14 protein-coding genes are annotated in these 14,217 nt (G+C 73.2%); 6 read left to right on the top strand and 8 right to left on the bottom strand.

Features of this window, described 5'->3' with window-relative positions; genetic code table 11:
* Positions 1 to 60 precede the first annotated feature (60 nt).
* A complete protein-coding gene (locus tag NI25_RS27425) occupies positions 61 to 1,806 on the bottom strand; it encodes an alkaline phosphatase D family protein (protein WP_061444999.1) in 1,746 nt (581 codons plus the stop codon).
* A gap of 153 nt (positions 1,807 to 1,959) precedes the next feature.
* Positions 1,960 to 2,604 (bottom strand): HNH endonuclease family protein, encoded by a 645-nt coding sequence (locus tag NI25_RS27430; RefSeq protein ID WP_003976456.1) that lies wholly within the window; start codon positions 2,602 to 2,604, stop codon positions 1,960 to 1,962.
* Between the two features lie 539 nt (positions 2,605 to 3,143).
* On the opposite strand from NI25_RS27430, the gene NI25_RS27435 reads away from it, so the two are divergent.
* Both NI25_RS27435 and NI25_RS27440 read left to right on the top strand, forming a co-directional pair.
* Entirely contained in the window at positions 3,144 to 3,725 is a 582-nt protein-coding gene (locus NI25_RS27435) for a TMEM165/GDT1 family protein (protein ID WP_061445000.1), read from the top strand.
* 148 nt (positions 3,726 to 3,873) lie between these two features.
* The gene (locus tag NI25_RS27440) at positions 3,874 to 4,539 is read left to right on the top strand and encodes an HAD-IA family hydrolase (RefSeq protein ID WP_061445001.1); all 666 of its coding nucleotides are present in this window, start codon (positions 3,874 to 3,876) and stop codon (positions 4,537 to 4,539) included.
* A 27-nt stretch (positions 4,540 to 4,566) separates the two neighbouring features.
* Here the strand turns inward: NI25_RS27440 and NI25_RS27445 are convergent, their stop codons facing one another.
* Positions 4,567 to 5,814, bottom strand: a complete 1,248-nt coding sequence (locus NI25_RS27445) for a peptidoglycan-binding domain-containing protein (protein WP_061445002.1) — start codon at positions 5,812 to 5,814, stop codon at positions 4,567 to 4,569.
* A gap of 213 nt (positions 5,815 to 6,027) precedes the next feature.
* On the opposite strand from NI25_RS27445, the gene NI25_RS27450 reads away from it, so the two are divergent.
* Complete coding sequence (locus NI25_RS27450) at positions 6,028 to 8,148, top strand: MDR family MFS transporter (protein WP_061445003.1); 2,121 nt, start codon at positions 6,028 to 6,030, stop codon at positions 8,146 to 8,148.
* Positions 8,149 to 8,217: 69 nt separating this feature from the next.
* Here NI25_RS27450 and NI25_RS27455 read toward each other — a convergent pair whose 3' ends face one another.
* Positions 8,218 to 8,772 (bottom strand): GNAT family N-acetyltransferase, encoded by a 555-nt coding sequence (locus tag NI25_RS27455; protein WP_061447123.1) that lies wholly within the window; start codon positions 8,770 to 8,772, stop codon positions 8,218 to 8,220.
* Between the two features lie 163 nt (positions 8,773 to 8,935).
* Between NI25_RS27455 and NI25_RS27460 the strand changes: the two genes are divergently transcribed.
* A complete protein-coding gene (locus NI25_RS27460) occupies positions 8,936 to 9,616 on the top strand; it encodes a hypothetical protein (RefSeq protein ID WP_061445004.1) in 681 nt (226 codons plus the stop codon).
* Between the two features lie 4 nt (positions 9,617 to 9,620).
* The gene (locus NI25_RS27465) at positions 9,621 to 10,172 is read left to right on the top strand and encodes a hypothetical protein (RefSeq protein WP_061445005.1); all 552 of its coding nucleotides are present in this window, start codon (positions 9,621 to 9,623) and stop codon (positions 10,170 to 10,172) included.
* A 15-nt stretch (positions 10,173 to 10,187) separates the two neighbouring features.
* Here the strand turns inward: NI25_RS27465 and NI25_RS27470 are convergent, their stop codons facing one another.
* A complete protein-coding gene (locus tag NI25_RS27470; protein WP_061445006.1) occupies positions 10,188 to 10,604 on the bottom strand; it encodes a DUF1992 domain-containing protein in 417 nt (138 codons plus the stop codon).
* 81 nt (positions 10,605 to 10,685) lie between these two features.
* Here NI25_RS27470 and NI25_RS27475 point away from each other — a divergent pair, with 81 nt between their 5' ends.
* On the top strand, positions 10,686 to 11,078 hold the full coding sequence (locus NI25_RS27475) for an FHA domain-containing protein (RefSeq protein ID WP_061445007.1): 393 nt from the start codon (positions 10,686 to 10,688) through the stop codon (positions 11,076 to 11,078).
* 15 nt (positions 11,079 to 11,093) lie between these two features.
* Here NI25_RS27475 and NI25_RS27480 read toward each other — a convergent pair whose 3' ends face one another.
* The 3 genes from NI25_RS27480 to proP all read right to left on the bottom strand — a co-directional run bounded on the left by NI25_RS27480 (position 11,094) and on the right by proP (position 13,848).
* A complete protein-coding gene (locus NI25_RS27480; protein ID WP_061445008.1) occupies positions 11,094 to 11,765 on the bottom strand; it encodes an O-methyltransferase in 672 nt (223 codons plus the stop codon).
* 95 nt (positions 11,766 to 11,860) lie between these two features.
* Positions 11,861 to 12,433: a GNAT family N-acetyltransferase gene (locus NI25_RS27485; protein ID WP_061445009.1), complete on the bottom strand. Its 573-nt coding sequence runs from the start codon at positions 12,431 to 12,433 to the stop codon at positions 11,861 to 11,863.
* A 20-nt stretch (positions 12,434 to 12,453) separates the two neighbouring features.
* Positions 12,454 to 13,848 carry a glycine betaine/L-proline transporter ProP gene (proP, locus tag NI25_RS27490; protein WP_061445010.1) on the bottom strand — a complete coding sequence of 465 codons (1,395 nt, stop codon included), beginning with the start codon at positions 13,846 to 13,848 and terminating at the stop codon, positions 12,454 to 12,456.
* Positions 13,849 to 14,217 lie beyond the last annotated feature (369 nt).

The following is a 14,217-nucleotide window of genomic DNA, read 5'->3' on the forward strand; positions in this document are numbered from 1 at the left end:
CCCCCGGATGTGACTCATTTCATACCCACCCGGCGCCCCGTCCACGCCGGCGTACCTCGACTACGCGAGCTCCCGGTCCGTGATCATCCGCAGTACGTTCGTGCCGTCGCGGTTCGCCCGGGCCTGTTCCAGGCGCAGCCGCGCCGACCGTCCGCGCAGGGTCAGCGTCATGATCTGGTTGCCGAACCAGGGGCCGCCGGTCCTGCGCCAGCTCACCGCCGGCGGGGCGCAGCGTCCGTGCCGGGCGATGCGCCGCCCGAGGGCGCGCGCCGGTGCGCTCCAGCCGAAGCGGAAACCGAGGCGGATCGAGAGAGGCACGGAGTTGTGGACGGGGGAGCAGGTCAGCTGTGCCACCCGCGCGTCGGGCGCACGCCCGGGCCAGGACGGCTCGGCCACATAGGCGTGGTGGACGTCGCCGGACAGCACGCTCACCGTCGCGGGCGCCCCCGGCCCCGTGGCGGCCTCGGCGATCAGGTCGCCGAGCGCGTCGAAGGACGACGGGAACGCGGACCAGTGCTCCAGGTCGGCCCCGCGCCGGATCCGCTCCCCGAGCCGCGCCCAGCGTGCGCCCCGCTCGCCGCCGCACATCGCGGAGTTCCACGCCTCCACGTCGTGCACCAGGTGGGGCAGCAGCCAGGGCAGGGAGGTGCCGATCAGCAGGTGGTCGTACGCACCACGCCCCGCACCCGTGTCCCCGTCCGCGGGACCGTCCCCGGGGCTGTCCCCGTTCCTGGGACCGTCCCCGTTCCCGGGACCGTCCCCGGTCCGGGGGCCTTCCCCGTCGCCCCGCCCGTCCATGATCTGCTCGCGCAGCCAGGCGGCCTCGTCCGGGTCGAGCATCGCGCGGCGGTCCTCCTCCAGGACGCGGGCGGCGCGGGAGTCCACCATGAGCACCCGGGTGCGGCCGAAGTCGCGCCGGTAGCTCCAGCGCACGGAGGCCGGATCGGCGTCGGCCCGGGCCGCGAACGCCCGCAGTGCGGCGGTGCCGTCGGGGGTCTCGCGGACGGCCGCGTACAGCGGGTCGGCGGCCAGCTCGTCCGGGGAGAGGTTGCCCAGCTGCTGGTACACCCAGTACGACATCAGTCCGCTCAGCAGCCGCTCCTGCCACCAGTCGGTGGCCCTCATGTCGGCGAGCCAGGCGGCGGAGGTGTTCCAGTCGTCGACGACGTCGTGGTCGTCGAAGATCATGCAGCTGGGCACGGTGGAGAGCAGCCAGCGCACCTCGGGGTCGAGCCAGGATTCGTCATAGAGGCGGGTGTACTCCTCGTAGTCGGCGACCTGGTCGCCGGGAGGCCGGTCCAGGCCGCGGCGGTCGGCGATCCAGCGGCGCGTGGCGTCGGAGACCTCGTCGGCGTACACCTGGTCGCCGAGCAGCAGCAGTACGTCGGGGCGGGCGCCCCCGGGGTCGGCCGCGACACGGGCGGAGAGGGTGTCCAGCGCGTCCGGGCCGACCGGGTCCTTCCCGCCGGCCGGTGGCGCGGCCCAGCGGCAGGACCCGAAGGCGACGCGCATGCCGTCGTCGTCCGTGGGCGTGGCGATCACCGAGGGCGGGAAGCGGGAGTCCGGCGGCGGCCACACGCTCGCGCCGTCGAGGAGCACCTCGTACTCCGTCGCCGTGCCCGGCGTCAGACCGTCGACCGGGACCAGGGCGTAGTGGTGACCGGCGACGCTGAAGGTGTCGGCCGTCCCCCGGGCGCCGTCGGCGCAGCGCACCTCGGCGGTGCAGGGGCCGCCCGTCTCGACCCAGACGGTCGCGCACGAACCGTCGGCGTACCTCAGCAGTGGGCCCAGGCGCAGTCCCGCCATGATGATCCTCTCCTCCGTCGCCCCGTACGGTACGGAACGACGGAGGCCGACGGGGAGGTTCCGTGCCGAACGGATACCGGCGGATGGCCGAAGAATGCCGACGGATACCGGCGGATGGCCGAACGGACGGCGGAAGGGGCGGCGGGCGGGGCGTCAGCAGTTCGCGAGGTAGCCCTGCAGGGCGGACTTCTCCGCAGAGTCGACCGAGAGGTCGTAGTAGTACTTCACCTGCACCCATGCGCGTACGTACGTGCAGCGGTAGGCGCTGCGCGAGGGCATCCAGGTGGCCGGGTCCTGGTCGCCCTTGGACTGGTTGACGTTGTCGGTGACCGCGAGGAGCTGGGGCCGGGTCAGGTCGTTGGCGAAGGACTGCCGGCGCGAGGTGGTCCAGGAGTCGGCACCGGAGTCCCAGGCCTCGGCGAGCGGCACGAGGTGGTCGATGTCGACGTCGGAGGAGGCGGACCAGGTGGCGCCGTCGTAGGGGGAGTACCAACTGCCGCTGGTGGCGGCGCAGGAGGAGTCGGTGACGACGTTCGTGCCGTCGCGCTTGAGGATCGTCTCGCGGGTGTTGCAGGTGCCCGACTGCGTGATCCAGTGCGGGAAGAGGTCGCGGTCGTAGCCGGTGCGGTCCTCGGTGGCCACCGTGAGGCTGGCGAGGTAGGTGCGGGCGGTGGCGGCGCTGACCGGGGTGGGGAGGGCGGCGGAGGCGGCCGGGCCGTTGAGGAGCCCGGCGGAGGCTATGAGCCCGGTGAACGCGGCGAGGAAACCGAGCCGTCGACGCGCGTAGAACTTCGGCATGCGAACTCCCTTTGGGTGTGGGGGTGTTGGGACGCGGGCAGGGGAATGCTCGCGACGCCGCATGGCGCACAGGTGTGCGGTCGGTAAGAAGTTAGTGACGTGTGCATGGCACGTCTAGGAGTGCGACGAGACTCGTGACGGAGCCCGTGGCCGAACCTGTGACGGAGCCCGTGGCCGAACCCGTGACTGACCCCGTGGCGGGAACTCGTGACGGGCGGCGCGGGAGCGGTCCCGGCGTCCCGGCGGGGGACTTCCGGCCCTCGGGGTCGTGTGCGGGTTCGCGTACTATGGACGGCGCAGAAGGGGAGTAGCTCTTCGCCGGACCGTCGACATACTGCTCAGCCCGCCTGAGCCGGCGCCCGGAGGCAGGCCTCGTACGCGAGGCGGGCCAGCGAGACCTTCGGCAAGCAGTGCACGCCCGTGCCGTACCGCACGGGTGAATCCGTGTGCTGCCGTGCCGAGGTGTCGCGCGTCGCGGAGACGGTGAAATCCGCGCAACCAGCACTCTCGGTGGGGTGGCCCCGACCGATTGAGGAACCTTGATCAGCCTGACCGTGACGGCGCTCGTCTTCGGTGTCGTCTTCCTCGCCGAACTGCCGGACAAGACCGCGCTCGCCGGCCTCGTCCTCGGCACCCGCTACCGCGCCTCGTACGTCTTCGCGGGCGTGGCCGCCGCCTTCCTCCTGCACGTCGTGCTCGCGGTCGCGGCCGGCAGTGTGCTGACGCTGCTGCCGCAGCAGATCGTGCACGCGATCACCGGTGTGCTGTTCCTGGGCGGCGCCGCCGTGCTGCTGATGAAGAAGGACGACGAGGACGAGGAGATCCGCAAGCCGGAGGACCAGTCCTTCTGGAAGGTCGCCGGGGCGGGCTTCATGCTCATCCTGGTCGCCGAGTTCGGTGACCTGACGCAGATCATGACGGCCAACCTCGCGGCCCGCTACGACGACCCGCTCTCCGTCGGCCTCGGTGCGGTGCTCGCGCTGTGGGCGGTCGCCGGGCTCGGCATCGTCGGTGGAAAGGCCCTGATGAAGCGGGTGCCACTGGCGCTGATCACGAAGGTCGCGGCCGTGCTCATGCTGGGCCTCGGCGTGTGGAGCCTGTGGGAGGCGGTCGCCGGCTGAGCGGCGGGCGCGGGGTTCCGTCGGCCTGTGCCGGTGGCGCGAACCCCGGTCTGTTTTGTACCGTGGATGAACAAAGTGGCTCCCGCCCGTTCTCCCTGACCGGCGGGCGGGGCCGCCTTGTTCCCTCCCCGCGCCTTGGAGTCTGCCGATGACGGCCACCGCCACCACCGTTCTGCCCGCCCGCGCCCTGCTGCTCGACATGGACGGCACCCTCGTCAACTCGGACGCCGCCGTCGAGCGCGTCTGGCGGCGCTGGGCCGACCGGCACGGCCTGGACGGCGACGAGGTCATGAAGGTCGTCCACGGACGGCAGGGCTACGCCTCGATGGCGCTGCTGCTGCCGGACCGGCCCATGGAGCAGAACCACGCCGACAACGCGCGCATGCTCGCCGAGGAGACCGCCGACACCGAGGGCGTCGTCGCGATCCCCGGCGCGGCGGAGTTCCTCGCCTCGCTGCGCGGTCTGCCGCACGCCCTGGTGACCTCGGCCGACGTCGCCCTGTCCACCGCGCGGATGGCCGCCGCGGGGCTCGCTCAGCCGGACGTCCGGGTCACCGCCGAGTCGGTCGGCGCCAGCAAGCCCGACCCCGAGGGCTTCCTCAAGGGCGCCGCCGAACTGGGCATCGCCCCCGCCGACTGCATCGCCTTCGAGGACTCCGGCGCCGGCATCGCGGCCGCGCGCGCCGCCGGCATGCGGGTCGTCGGAGTCGGTCCCCGCGCCGGGCTCCACGGGCCGGACGTGGTCGTGGAGGACCTGACGCGGGTGCGTGTCGAGGCCGCCCCGGACGGCAGCCTGCGCCTGCACGTCGGCTGACGCCGTCTGCCCGGGGGGCCGCCCCCGCTACGGTTCCCGGGTCTCCGACTCCAGCCTGCGTCGGGTGTCGGGGCCGTAGACGCCGACTCCGTCGGTGTGTATGCCGCGCTCCCACTGGTACTGGCGGACGGCGTCCTCGACCTGGCGGTTGTAGTTGCCGTTGAGGTCGCCCCAGTACATCCACTTCTCCTTCAGGCGCTGCTGAAGTTCGACGACCTCCGGACCCTGGTCGCCGCGCTGCAGCGTGGGGCCGCCGTCCGGGGCGCGGTCGTCGTCCTCGGACTCCTGCGAGGCGCCGGCGCCCGGCGCGGTCGTGCTCTGCGTCGGCTCCGCCGAGCGGGACGGTGTGGGCGAGGCGCTCGATGCCGACGGGGACGGGGAGGCCGAGGCGCTGGCACTGGCCGACGGGGAAGCGGACTCGGAGGGCGAGGCGGACGCGGAAGGCGTCGGCGAGGCCGGGGACGCGCTCGGTTCCGCGCTCGGCGAGGTCTCGCTCGGCGAGGCGTCCGGCACGCTGGCCCGCACCTCGTCCGGCATCGCCCCGTCCCGTGACGGGGTGTCGTAGGAGAACAGCCCGCTGGCGTATCCCGCGGCGCCGACCACGGCCACGACCGCCCCGGCGGTGCTCAGCAGTACGCCCCTGCGCCGCCTGCGCGGAGGCCGCCCGGCGCCGCCCGCGCCCTGTGCGGCCTCCGTCCCCGGCGCCACCCGGGGGAGGGGCGCGGTGGCGGACGTGTCGAACAGGCGCAGGTCGTGCGCGCTGGGCGAGCCGGACGAGGGGGCGAGGGGCGTCGGCAGTGCGGCCGTCGCTTTCGCGTCCCCGCCGGGCGAACCGGCGCCGCCACCACCACCGCCACCGCGACCACCACCATCAGCGGCGGTACCCGCACCGGCCCCGGCGTCGGCACCCCCACCGGCGTCGACCGCGCGCAGCGTCATGGTCGCGTCCGGGTCGGACGGAGGCGCGGGCCGCTCACCGGACGTGCCAGGCGTACCGGATGCGCCAGGCGTACCGGATGCGCCAGGCGTACCGGACGCACCGGGCGCCGCGCCCGAGGGTTCCCCGGCCCCGTCCAGCTCGACGTACGGCCGTATGCGCAGCGGGTCGAAGTCCTCCGCCGCTGCCGCCTGGGCCGTGCGCGCGTCGCGCAGGGCGTCGGACGCCCTGCTGCCGCAGGCGCAGGACGGCGTGTTGTCCGCCGTTCTGGGCGTGCCGCACTCCGGGCACGCGGCCCTCGCGGGCCGCTCCTGCGACGGCTCCTTCTCCTGCTTCACGCGTTCGTCCCTCCCCTCGCGACTCCCCTCGCGAACTTCAGAGATTATGCAGATCTTCTCCACACTTCCGCGCGCACGCCCCCGGAATCCGGGCTTCCCGGAGGACTGAAACGGCCAAAACTGGTCACACCGACCTGGATGGGCGGTCGCCCGGACGGCTGGACGGGCAGTGCGCATCGACACCGTGAGCGGCATGACACCGTGGAGGTCCACATGGCCGGAGACGTGCGCGGGGCGACGGAGGCGGCCCCGGAGCGGCAGCCCGGGGCGCCGGAGGAGCGGGAGCAGGTCGCCGGCGGCGTGCTCGTCTCCATCGGAGCCCTGCTGCTCGGCATGCTGCTGGCCGCGCTCGACCAGACCATCGTCTCGACGGCGCTGCCCACCATCGTGAGCGACCTGGGCGGCCTCGAGCACCTGTCCTGGGTGGTCACCGCGTACCTCCTGGCGGCGACCGCCGCGACGCCGCTGTGGGGCAAGCTCGGTGACCAGTACGGGCGCAAGAGGCTGTTCCAGATGGCGATCGGGATCTTCCTGGTGGGTTCCGCGCTGTGCGGCATCGCGCAGGGCATGGGCCAGCTGATCGCCTTCCGCGCCCTGCAAGGGCTGGGCGGCGGCGGGCTGATGGTGCTGTCGATGGCGATCGTCGGCGACCTGGTCCCGCCCCGCGAACGCGGCCGCTACCAGGGGCTGTTCGGCGCGGTCTTCGGGGCGACCAGCGTGCTCGGGCCGCTGCTCGGCGGGGTCTTCACCGAGCACCTCAGCTGGCGCTGGGTCTTCTACATCAACCTGCCCATCGGCATCGTCGCCCTCGCCGTCATCGCGGCGGTCCTGCACATCCCGCGCCGCACCACCCGGCACGTCATCGACTACCTCGGCACCCTCCTCATCGCCTCCGTCGCCACCTGCCTGGTCCTGGTGGCCTCGCTCGGCGGTACGACCTGGGCCTGGGGCTCCCCGCAGATCATCGGTCTCGCGGTGCTGGCGGTGGTGCTGGCCGTGCTCTTCGTGGCCGTGGAGCGCAGGGCGGCCGAGCCCGTCCTGCCCCTCAAGCTCTTCCGCGTCCGCACCTTCACGCTCTCCGCCGTCATCAGCTTCGTCATCGGCTTCGCGATGTTCGGCGCGATGACGTACCTGCCGACGTTCCTGCAGGTCGTGCGCGGTGTCACCCCCACCATGTCCGGTGTGTACATGCTGCCGATGGTGTTCGGCCTGCTGCTGTCGTCGACCGTCTCCGGGCAGATCGTCAGCCGTACCGGCCGCTGGAAGGTGTTCCCCGTCGCGGGCACCGCCGTCACCACCCTCGGCCTGCTCCTGCTGCACCAGCTCGACGAGAACAGCGCCACCGCCGAGGTGAGCGCCTACTTCTTCGTCTTCGGCCTGGGCCTCGGCCTGGTCATGCAGGTCCTCGTCCTCATCGTGCAGAACGCCGTCGCCTACGAGGACCTGGGCGTCGCCACCTCCGGCGCGACCTTCTTCCGGTCCATCGGCGCGTCGTTCGGCGTGGCCATCTTCGGCACGGTCTTCGCGAGCCGCCTCGGCGACCAGCTCACCGACGCCTTCCGGGGCGCCGCCCTGCCGCCCGGCGTCTCCGTGGACACCCTCGAGGCCGACCCGCGCGGCATCGGCGCCCTGCCGCCCGCACTGCGCCCCGAGGCCGTCCACGCCTACGCCTCCTCCATCACCGACGTCTTCCTGTACGCCGCCCCCGTGGCCCTGGTCGCCTTCCTCCTGGCCTGGTTCCTCAAGGAGGACCGGCTGCGCGGCTCGGTCACGGCGCCGGACGCCACCCAGACCCTCGCGAGCAACCCGGTGGAGCGCTCCTCGCACGACGAGGTGTGCCGCGCCCTGTCGGTCCTGGGCACCCGGGAGGGCCGCCGGGAGATCTACCGCAGGATCACCGCGCGGGCGGGTTACGACCTGCTGCCCGCGTCGAGCTGGATCCTGCTGCGGGTCAGGAAGTACGGCCGGGTCGAGCCGGCCCAGCTCGCGGAGCGCAGCCCGGTCCCGTTGGCCACGGTGATGGCCGCCGCCCGGCAGGTGGAGGAACGGCACCTGGCCGTCCGGGAGGGCCCCGACCTGATCCTCACCGGCCGGGGACGCGAGGTCGCCGAACGGCTGGCGCTGGCCCGCGAGGACTCCCTCGCCGAACTGCTCGGCGACTGGTGGGGCCCGGACCGCCCGACCGACCTGGTGCGGCTCGTGCACGAGCTGACCGGCGAGCTGTGCGGCTCGGAGCGGGAGCGCCCGCACGACCGGCACGCCGGGCGCGAGGGACGGGAAGGACGGGAAGGACGGGAAGGACAGGAGGGGCGTACGGCCGCGAGGGCCGGCTGAGCACCGTCAGCCGTCAGCCGTCAGCCGTCAGCCGTCAGCCGTCAGCCGTCAGCCGTCAGCCGTCAGCCGTCAGCCGTCAGCCGTCAGGAGCCGTCGGCCGTCGGGAGCCGTCGGCCGTCGGGAGCCGCCGTCGCCGTGCAGCCGCTTGGCGAACCAGTGCTCGGCGTACGGGCTCTCGTTGTACGCGTCGGTCTCCGCGTAGCCCAGGCGCGCGTACAGGGCGCGGGCCTCGACGAGGTCGCCGCGCGTGTCCAGGACCATGCGCTCGGCCCCGAGCGTGCGTGCCACGTCCTCGGCGGCCCGCACGAGCAGCGCGGCGCCGCCCCGGCCGCGCATCCCGGCGTACAGGAACACCCGGGTCAGCTCGGCGGTCGCGTCGTCCAGCAGCCGCACGCCCGAGGTGCCGGCCGGTTCACCGCCGTAACGCGCGACCAGCAGCCCTCCCCGGGGCGGTGCGAGGTCGGATCCGGAGTACGCGGCGATCTCCCGCTCCAGCTCGTCGGGGTCGGTGGAGTGCCCCTCGTGCAACTGGTACCAGCGGTCGCTCACCTCCGTGTAGTACGCGCGCCACAGGGCGGCGGCGACGGGGGAGTCGTACGGTTCCGGGGCGACGGTCCAGGTCATGACGGGCATGGTCGGCAGGGACCGGCGGACGGAGCAACCGTATTTTCCCAGCGGTACGCCGTCGGCGCACGCCGGGCACCGTTTGAGCGCGGCCTCGGGGGCAACACGAACGGCGAACCGGCCCGCTCGGAGAGCCGGCAGGCCGAAAACCCGGAAGGCACTCATGTCCACAGGCGTGATCATCGCTTTGATCGTGGTCGTGGCGGTCGTGCTCGTCGTCGCGGCCGTCCTTGCCCTGCGCGCACGGGGACCCCAGCACGGCGGAGGCCTGAAGCGGCGCTTCGGGCCCGAGTACGACCTGGCCGTCGCCCGGCACGACGGCGACACCAAGGCCGCCGAACGCGAACTGACCGAACGGGTGCGGCGGCACGGGTCGTTGCGCACGCGGTCCCTGGAGCCCGCCGAGCGCGAGCACTTCGAGGCGCGCTGGGCCGCGGCCCAGGAGCGCTTCGTCGACTCCCCGCGTGAGGCGGTCGCGGAGGCGGACCGGTTGCTCGCGGAACTCGCCGGTGCCCGGGGCTTCCCGGACGGCGGTCAGTACGAGGAGCAGCTCACGGCACTGTCCGTGCACCACCCCCACCATGTCGAGGGCTACCGCCGCGTGCACCGTGTGACGCACGCACGCGTGGACGACGCGCGGGACGGCGGCGGTCCTGGGACGGAGGAGATGCGTGAGTCCATGGTCGAGGCCCGCGCGCTCTTCGAGGCCCTGACGCGCCCGGCCCGCCACGACGGCCGCGACGGGCGGGGTCGGGGCACGGAAGCCCGCGCCGGCGAACCGGCCCCGGCGGCCCCGGCGTCCCACGCGTGGTCGCTCGGCAAGCGTCGACCGAAGGAGAGCTGAGGTCATGTCCGACATGACAGGCGAACCCGGCACCGCCGCCGGTCACGACACCGCCCCCGGCCGCGACGTCAGCGCCGGGCGCGGCTCCGGCCCCGGCACGGGTTCCGACACCACGGCTGATCCCCGCACTACGGCCGGTAGCGGTACTACGGCCGGTCCCCGCACCACGGCCGCCCCTGGCACCACGGCCCCCGCCGCCCCCGCCGCCCCCGCCGCGGCCGCGCCCGCTCCCTCCGCGACGACGGCTTCGAAGGCCCCTCCTTCGGCGGCCCGGCCCCTCCTCCCGCCCACCGACTCCGACCGGCTCGGGGAGCGGCTGCACCACGCGCTGGCCGGGTTCGTCGACGCGCCGCGTGCCTCCGTCGAGGAGGCCGACCGGGTGCTGGAGGAGATCACCGCCCGCTTCACGGAGGCCGTGACGCACCGCCGTCAGTCCCTGCGCGCCTCCTGGCAGGAGCCCGGCGAGGGCGGCGGCGCGCCCAGTTCGGACACCGAGCAACTCCGCCTGGCCCTGCGGGACTACCGCGAACTGGCGGACCGTCTGATGCGCCTGTGACCACCAGGCGTCACGTCACCGCTCCGCCCCGTCCGCCCGGCCCTCCCGCCACTGCCGTACGACCTCTTCGACGTCGTAGGGCTTCAGACCCAGCGGGGGGCCGGGCGGCGGCTTGAACATGACCTCGCGGATCTTGGCGTTGATCTCCTCGACGATGCGCCGGACCACCCGCTCCGACGGGGCCTTCGCCGCCGCCTCCAGGGCGTCCTCCGCCTCCTTGCGCAGGGCCAGCGTGGGCGGCAGCACGGAGAAGCCCTCGCGGGCCATCTTCCGCTTGACCCACCACAGTTCGTCGTAGGTGCTGTCCATCTCGCTCGGCAGGGGCTTGCCCGCGCCGGGCAGCTCGGCGAACTCGCCGCGCGACTCCGCGTCTCGAATCTGTTTGTCGACCCAGGACTCGAAGTCGACGCCGGGTGGCTTTCGCTCGGTCATGAACCCAGTGTGCCGGACACCACTCCCCGGGTCGATCTATCATGCGGCGGCGACAAGCCGACGGACCTCGAAGGAGCGCACGTGCTCGAACTCACCATGGCCGCCGTCACCGCGGCGGACACGGGCGCCACGGCCGGTATGCAGATGGCCGACGCGCCCAGCGAGCCGGACTCGGTGCTGCGGGTGGGCCGGGACAGGTCCGTGTGCCGGCTGTCGACGCCGGACGACTGGCTGTTCGTCTCCCGGGTCCACCTGGAGTTCCGCTGCGGAGCCGACGGCACCTGGCGGCTGAGCTGGCTGCGCGGCTCGCAGCCGGAGCCCTCCAGCGAGGTCCGGCTGACCGTCGGCGAACACGTGCAGTCCCTGCCGTACGGCGGCACGGTGCCGCTGCCCAGGGGCGGCAGCGGCGAGGTCGTGGTCCAGGACCGCGCGGAGCCGCGCAGCGTCAACGTGGGCTTCTACCACGAGGTCTGAGGGGGCCCGGCGGGGTCAGGCCAGCACGCGGGCCAGCGCGAACCCGTCGTACCCCTTGACGCCGACTGTCTGGACGGCGGTGCCGCTGAGCCGCGGATGGCTGCCGATCAGCTCGATGGCGGCGCGGGTGCCGCGCACGTCGTCGGCGGTGTCTGCGGCGTCGGCCACCCGGCCGCCGCGGACCACGTTGTCGATGACGATCAGGCTGCCGGTGCTGGTGAGCTTGAGGGCCCACTCGAGGTAGTGCGGGTTGTTGCCCTTGTCCGCGTCGATGAAGACCAGGTCGAAGGGCGGCGGGTTCTCGTCGGCGAGCTTCGGCAGGGATTCCAGGGCGGGGCCCACGCGCACGTCGACGAGGGCGTCGAGGCCGGCGCGGGCGATGTTGCGGACGGCGACCTCGGCGTGCCGGGCGCTGTACTCCAGGGTGACCAGACGGCCGTCGGCGGGCAGGGCGCGGGCCAGCCAGATGGTGCTGTAGCCGCCGAGGGTGCCGATCTCCAGCACGGTGCGGGCGCCCTGGATCTGGGCGAGAAGATGCAGGAGCTTGCCCTGGTTGGCGGCGACGTTCACCGGGGGCAGCCCGGCGGCGTCGCTCTCCCTGCGGGCGGCCGCCAGGGCGTCGTCGTCCGGTGCCAGGTGGGTGATGAAGTAGGTGTCGACGTCGTCCCAGAGCTGCGACTCGCTCATCCGGGCCCTCCCGTGTGCGTCGTTGACTTCTCCAGGTGGAACTGCCGAGCAGAACTGCCGAGCGGAACTGTGAGTGGAGCCGCCGAGCAGGCGCGCTAGGCAGACGCGCCGACGATACCCGGGTGATCGCCGGTGCGCGGGTGCTCGGCGCCCACCGTGAGCCGGAAGAGCTGGCGGGAGCCGCCCTCGGGGCCCGGGGCGACCGTTTCGGCGGGAGTGAAGCCGAGGCGCTCGTAGAAGACGCGCGCACCGCTGGCGGAGGCACCGGGGTGGTCGGCCCCGAAGGTGACCACCTCGACGTCGGCCGGGCCCCGTACCCACCTGCGCATCGCGTCCCGCATGAGCGCTCGGCCCACGCCGCCGGTACGGGCCTGCTGCGACACGACCAGCCAGTGGACATGGTGGACCGGAGCCGTGGGGCCGGTGTCCGGCCCGAACAGGAGCCCGCCGAGCAGGGGCGTGCCAGCCTCCGGGTCCGGGTCCGGGGCCGGGCCCTCCGGGCCGGGGTCCGAGGGGACGGCGACGAGGGCCGCCCTGCGGCGGATGTGCTCGTGCACCGCCTCGTGGAACCCGGCGTCCTCGACCATCGGCCCGAACCAGTCCTCGACCTGGGCCGCCAGGCGGAGGAAACCGGGAAAGTCGCGCTCCTGCGCGAGTCTGACCAACATCCCGGCATTCTGACAGAGCCTCAGCGGTCCTCCACCGCAGGTGCCGAGCCCGGCAGCGGGCGCCCCGCCGACTCCGTCATGAACCACACCGCCACGCCGCCGACCACGGCCGCGGCCATCATGTAGTACGCGGGCATCATCATGTTGCCCGTCGCCCCGATCAGCGCCGTCACCACCAGCGGCGTCGTCCCGCCGAACAGGGACACCGAGACGTTGAAGCCGATCGACAGCGAGCCGTAGCGCACCCGTGTCGGGAACAGCGCGGGCAGCGCCGACGGCATCGATGCCGTGAAGCAGACCAGCAGCAGGCCCAGCGCGCCCATGCCCAGGGCCACCGCGAGCAGGCTGCCCTCGCGGATCAGCAGCAGCGCCGGGACGGACAGCAGCAGGAAGCCCGCGCAGCCCGCCGCGATCACCGGCCGCCGCCCGACCCGGTCGGTCAGCGCGCCCGCGAACGGCTGGACGACCATCATCAGCGCCATCACGCCCAGCACCACGAGCAGCCCGTGCGTCTCGTCGTACTTCAGCTCGCTGGTCAGGTAGCTCGGCATGTACGACAGCAGCATGTAGTCGGTGACGTTGAAGACCAGCACCAGGCCGACGCAGAGCAGCAGCGCCCGCCACTGACCGGTGACCATCTCGCGCAGCGGCACCTTCACCCGCGCCGTCTCCGCCTTCTCCACCTCGGCCGCGAACGCGGGGGTCTCCTCCAGGCGCATCCGCAGGTACAGGCCGACGATGCCCATCGGGCCCGCGATCAGGAACGGGATGCGCCAGCCCCAGGACGTCAGGTCGCCGTCCGACAGCAGTGCCGTCATCAGCGTCACCAGACCGGCGCCGCCGATGTACCCGGCGAGCGTGCCGAACTCCAGCCAGCTCCCCAGGAAGCCGCGCCGCTTGTCCGGCGCGTACTCGGCGATGAAGGTGGACGCGCCCGCGTACTCACCGCCGGTGGAGAAGCCCTGCACCAGCCGCGCGGCCAGCAGCAGCACCGGCGCCCAGACGCCGATCGTCGCGTACGACGGGATCAGCCCGATGGCGAACGTGCCCGCCGCCATCATGATCATCGTCACGGCGAGCACCTTCTGCCGCCCGACCCGGTCCCCGAGCGGACCGAAGACCATGCCGCCCAGCGGCCGCACCAGGAACGCCGCCGCGAAGGCGCCGAAGGTGGAGAGCAACTGCGCGGTCGGGTTGCCCGACGGGAAGAAGACCTTGCCCAGCGTCACGGCGATGTAGCTGTAGACGCCGAAGTCGAACCACTCCATCGCGTTGCCCAGCGCCGCCGCCTTGACGGCACGCCGGACGAGCGCGGGATCGGTGGCGGTGGGCGCGCCCGCGGTGCGCGGGACGGGTGCGGGGGCCGTGCGGGACGGGGTACGGGACGACGGAGCGGCAACGGGGGCGGCCGACAAAACTACGCTCGCCTGCTTTCGACGGGGACAGGGACAAAGGCGCGGGGAACGCCGGGACCCGTACGGCGGCGCTGTCGCCGGGCCGGAAAGAGCCCGAGGCACTCGGCCACGGGCAGAAAAGCGACCATAGGCGCTGAAGCGCCGCTTACGCCCGGTATGCTTTTCGTTGCACTGTGCACCGAAATGGCGTACGCGCAGGAGACATGCGCGCGCCGCGCGCCGTTCCCTCGTACGCGAGCTGTGATCCTTCTCGCTCCCGGGAATCGCCCCGAGTCGAAAAGCGGGCGGCTGTCAGGTTGAGTGGGGGGTGCCCGCGTCTTCCACCGGGGGTGGTGCGAGCCTCATAGGGTTCGCAGGGACGACACACGG

Origin of the sequence: Streptomyces sp. CCM_MD2014, assembly GCF_000772045.1 — a bacterium.
Lineage (GTDB): Bacteria > Actinomycetota > Actinomycetes > Streptomycetales > Streptomycetaceae > Streptomyces > Streptomyces salinarius.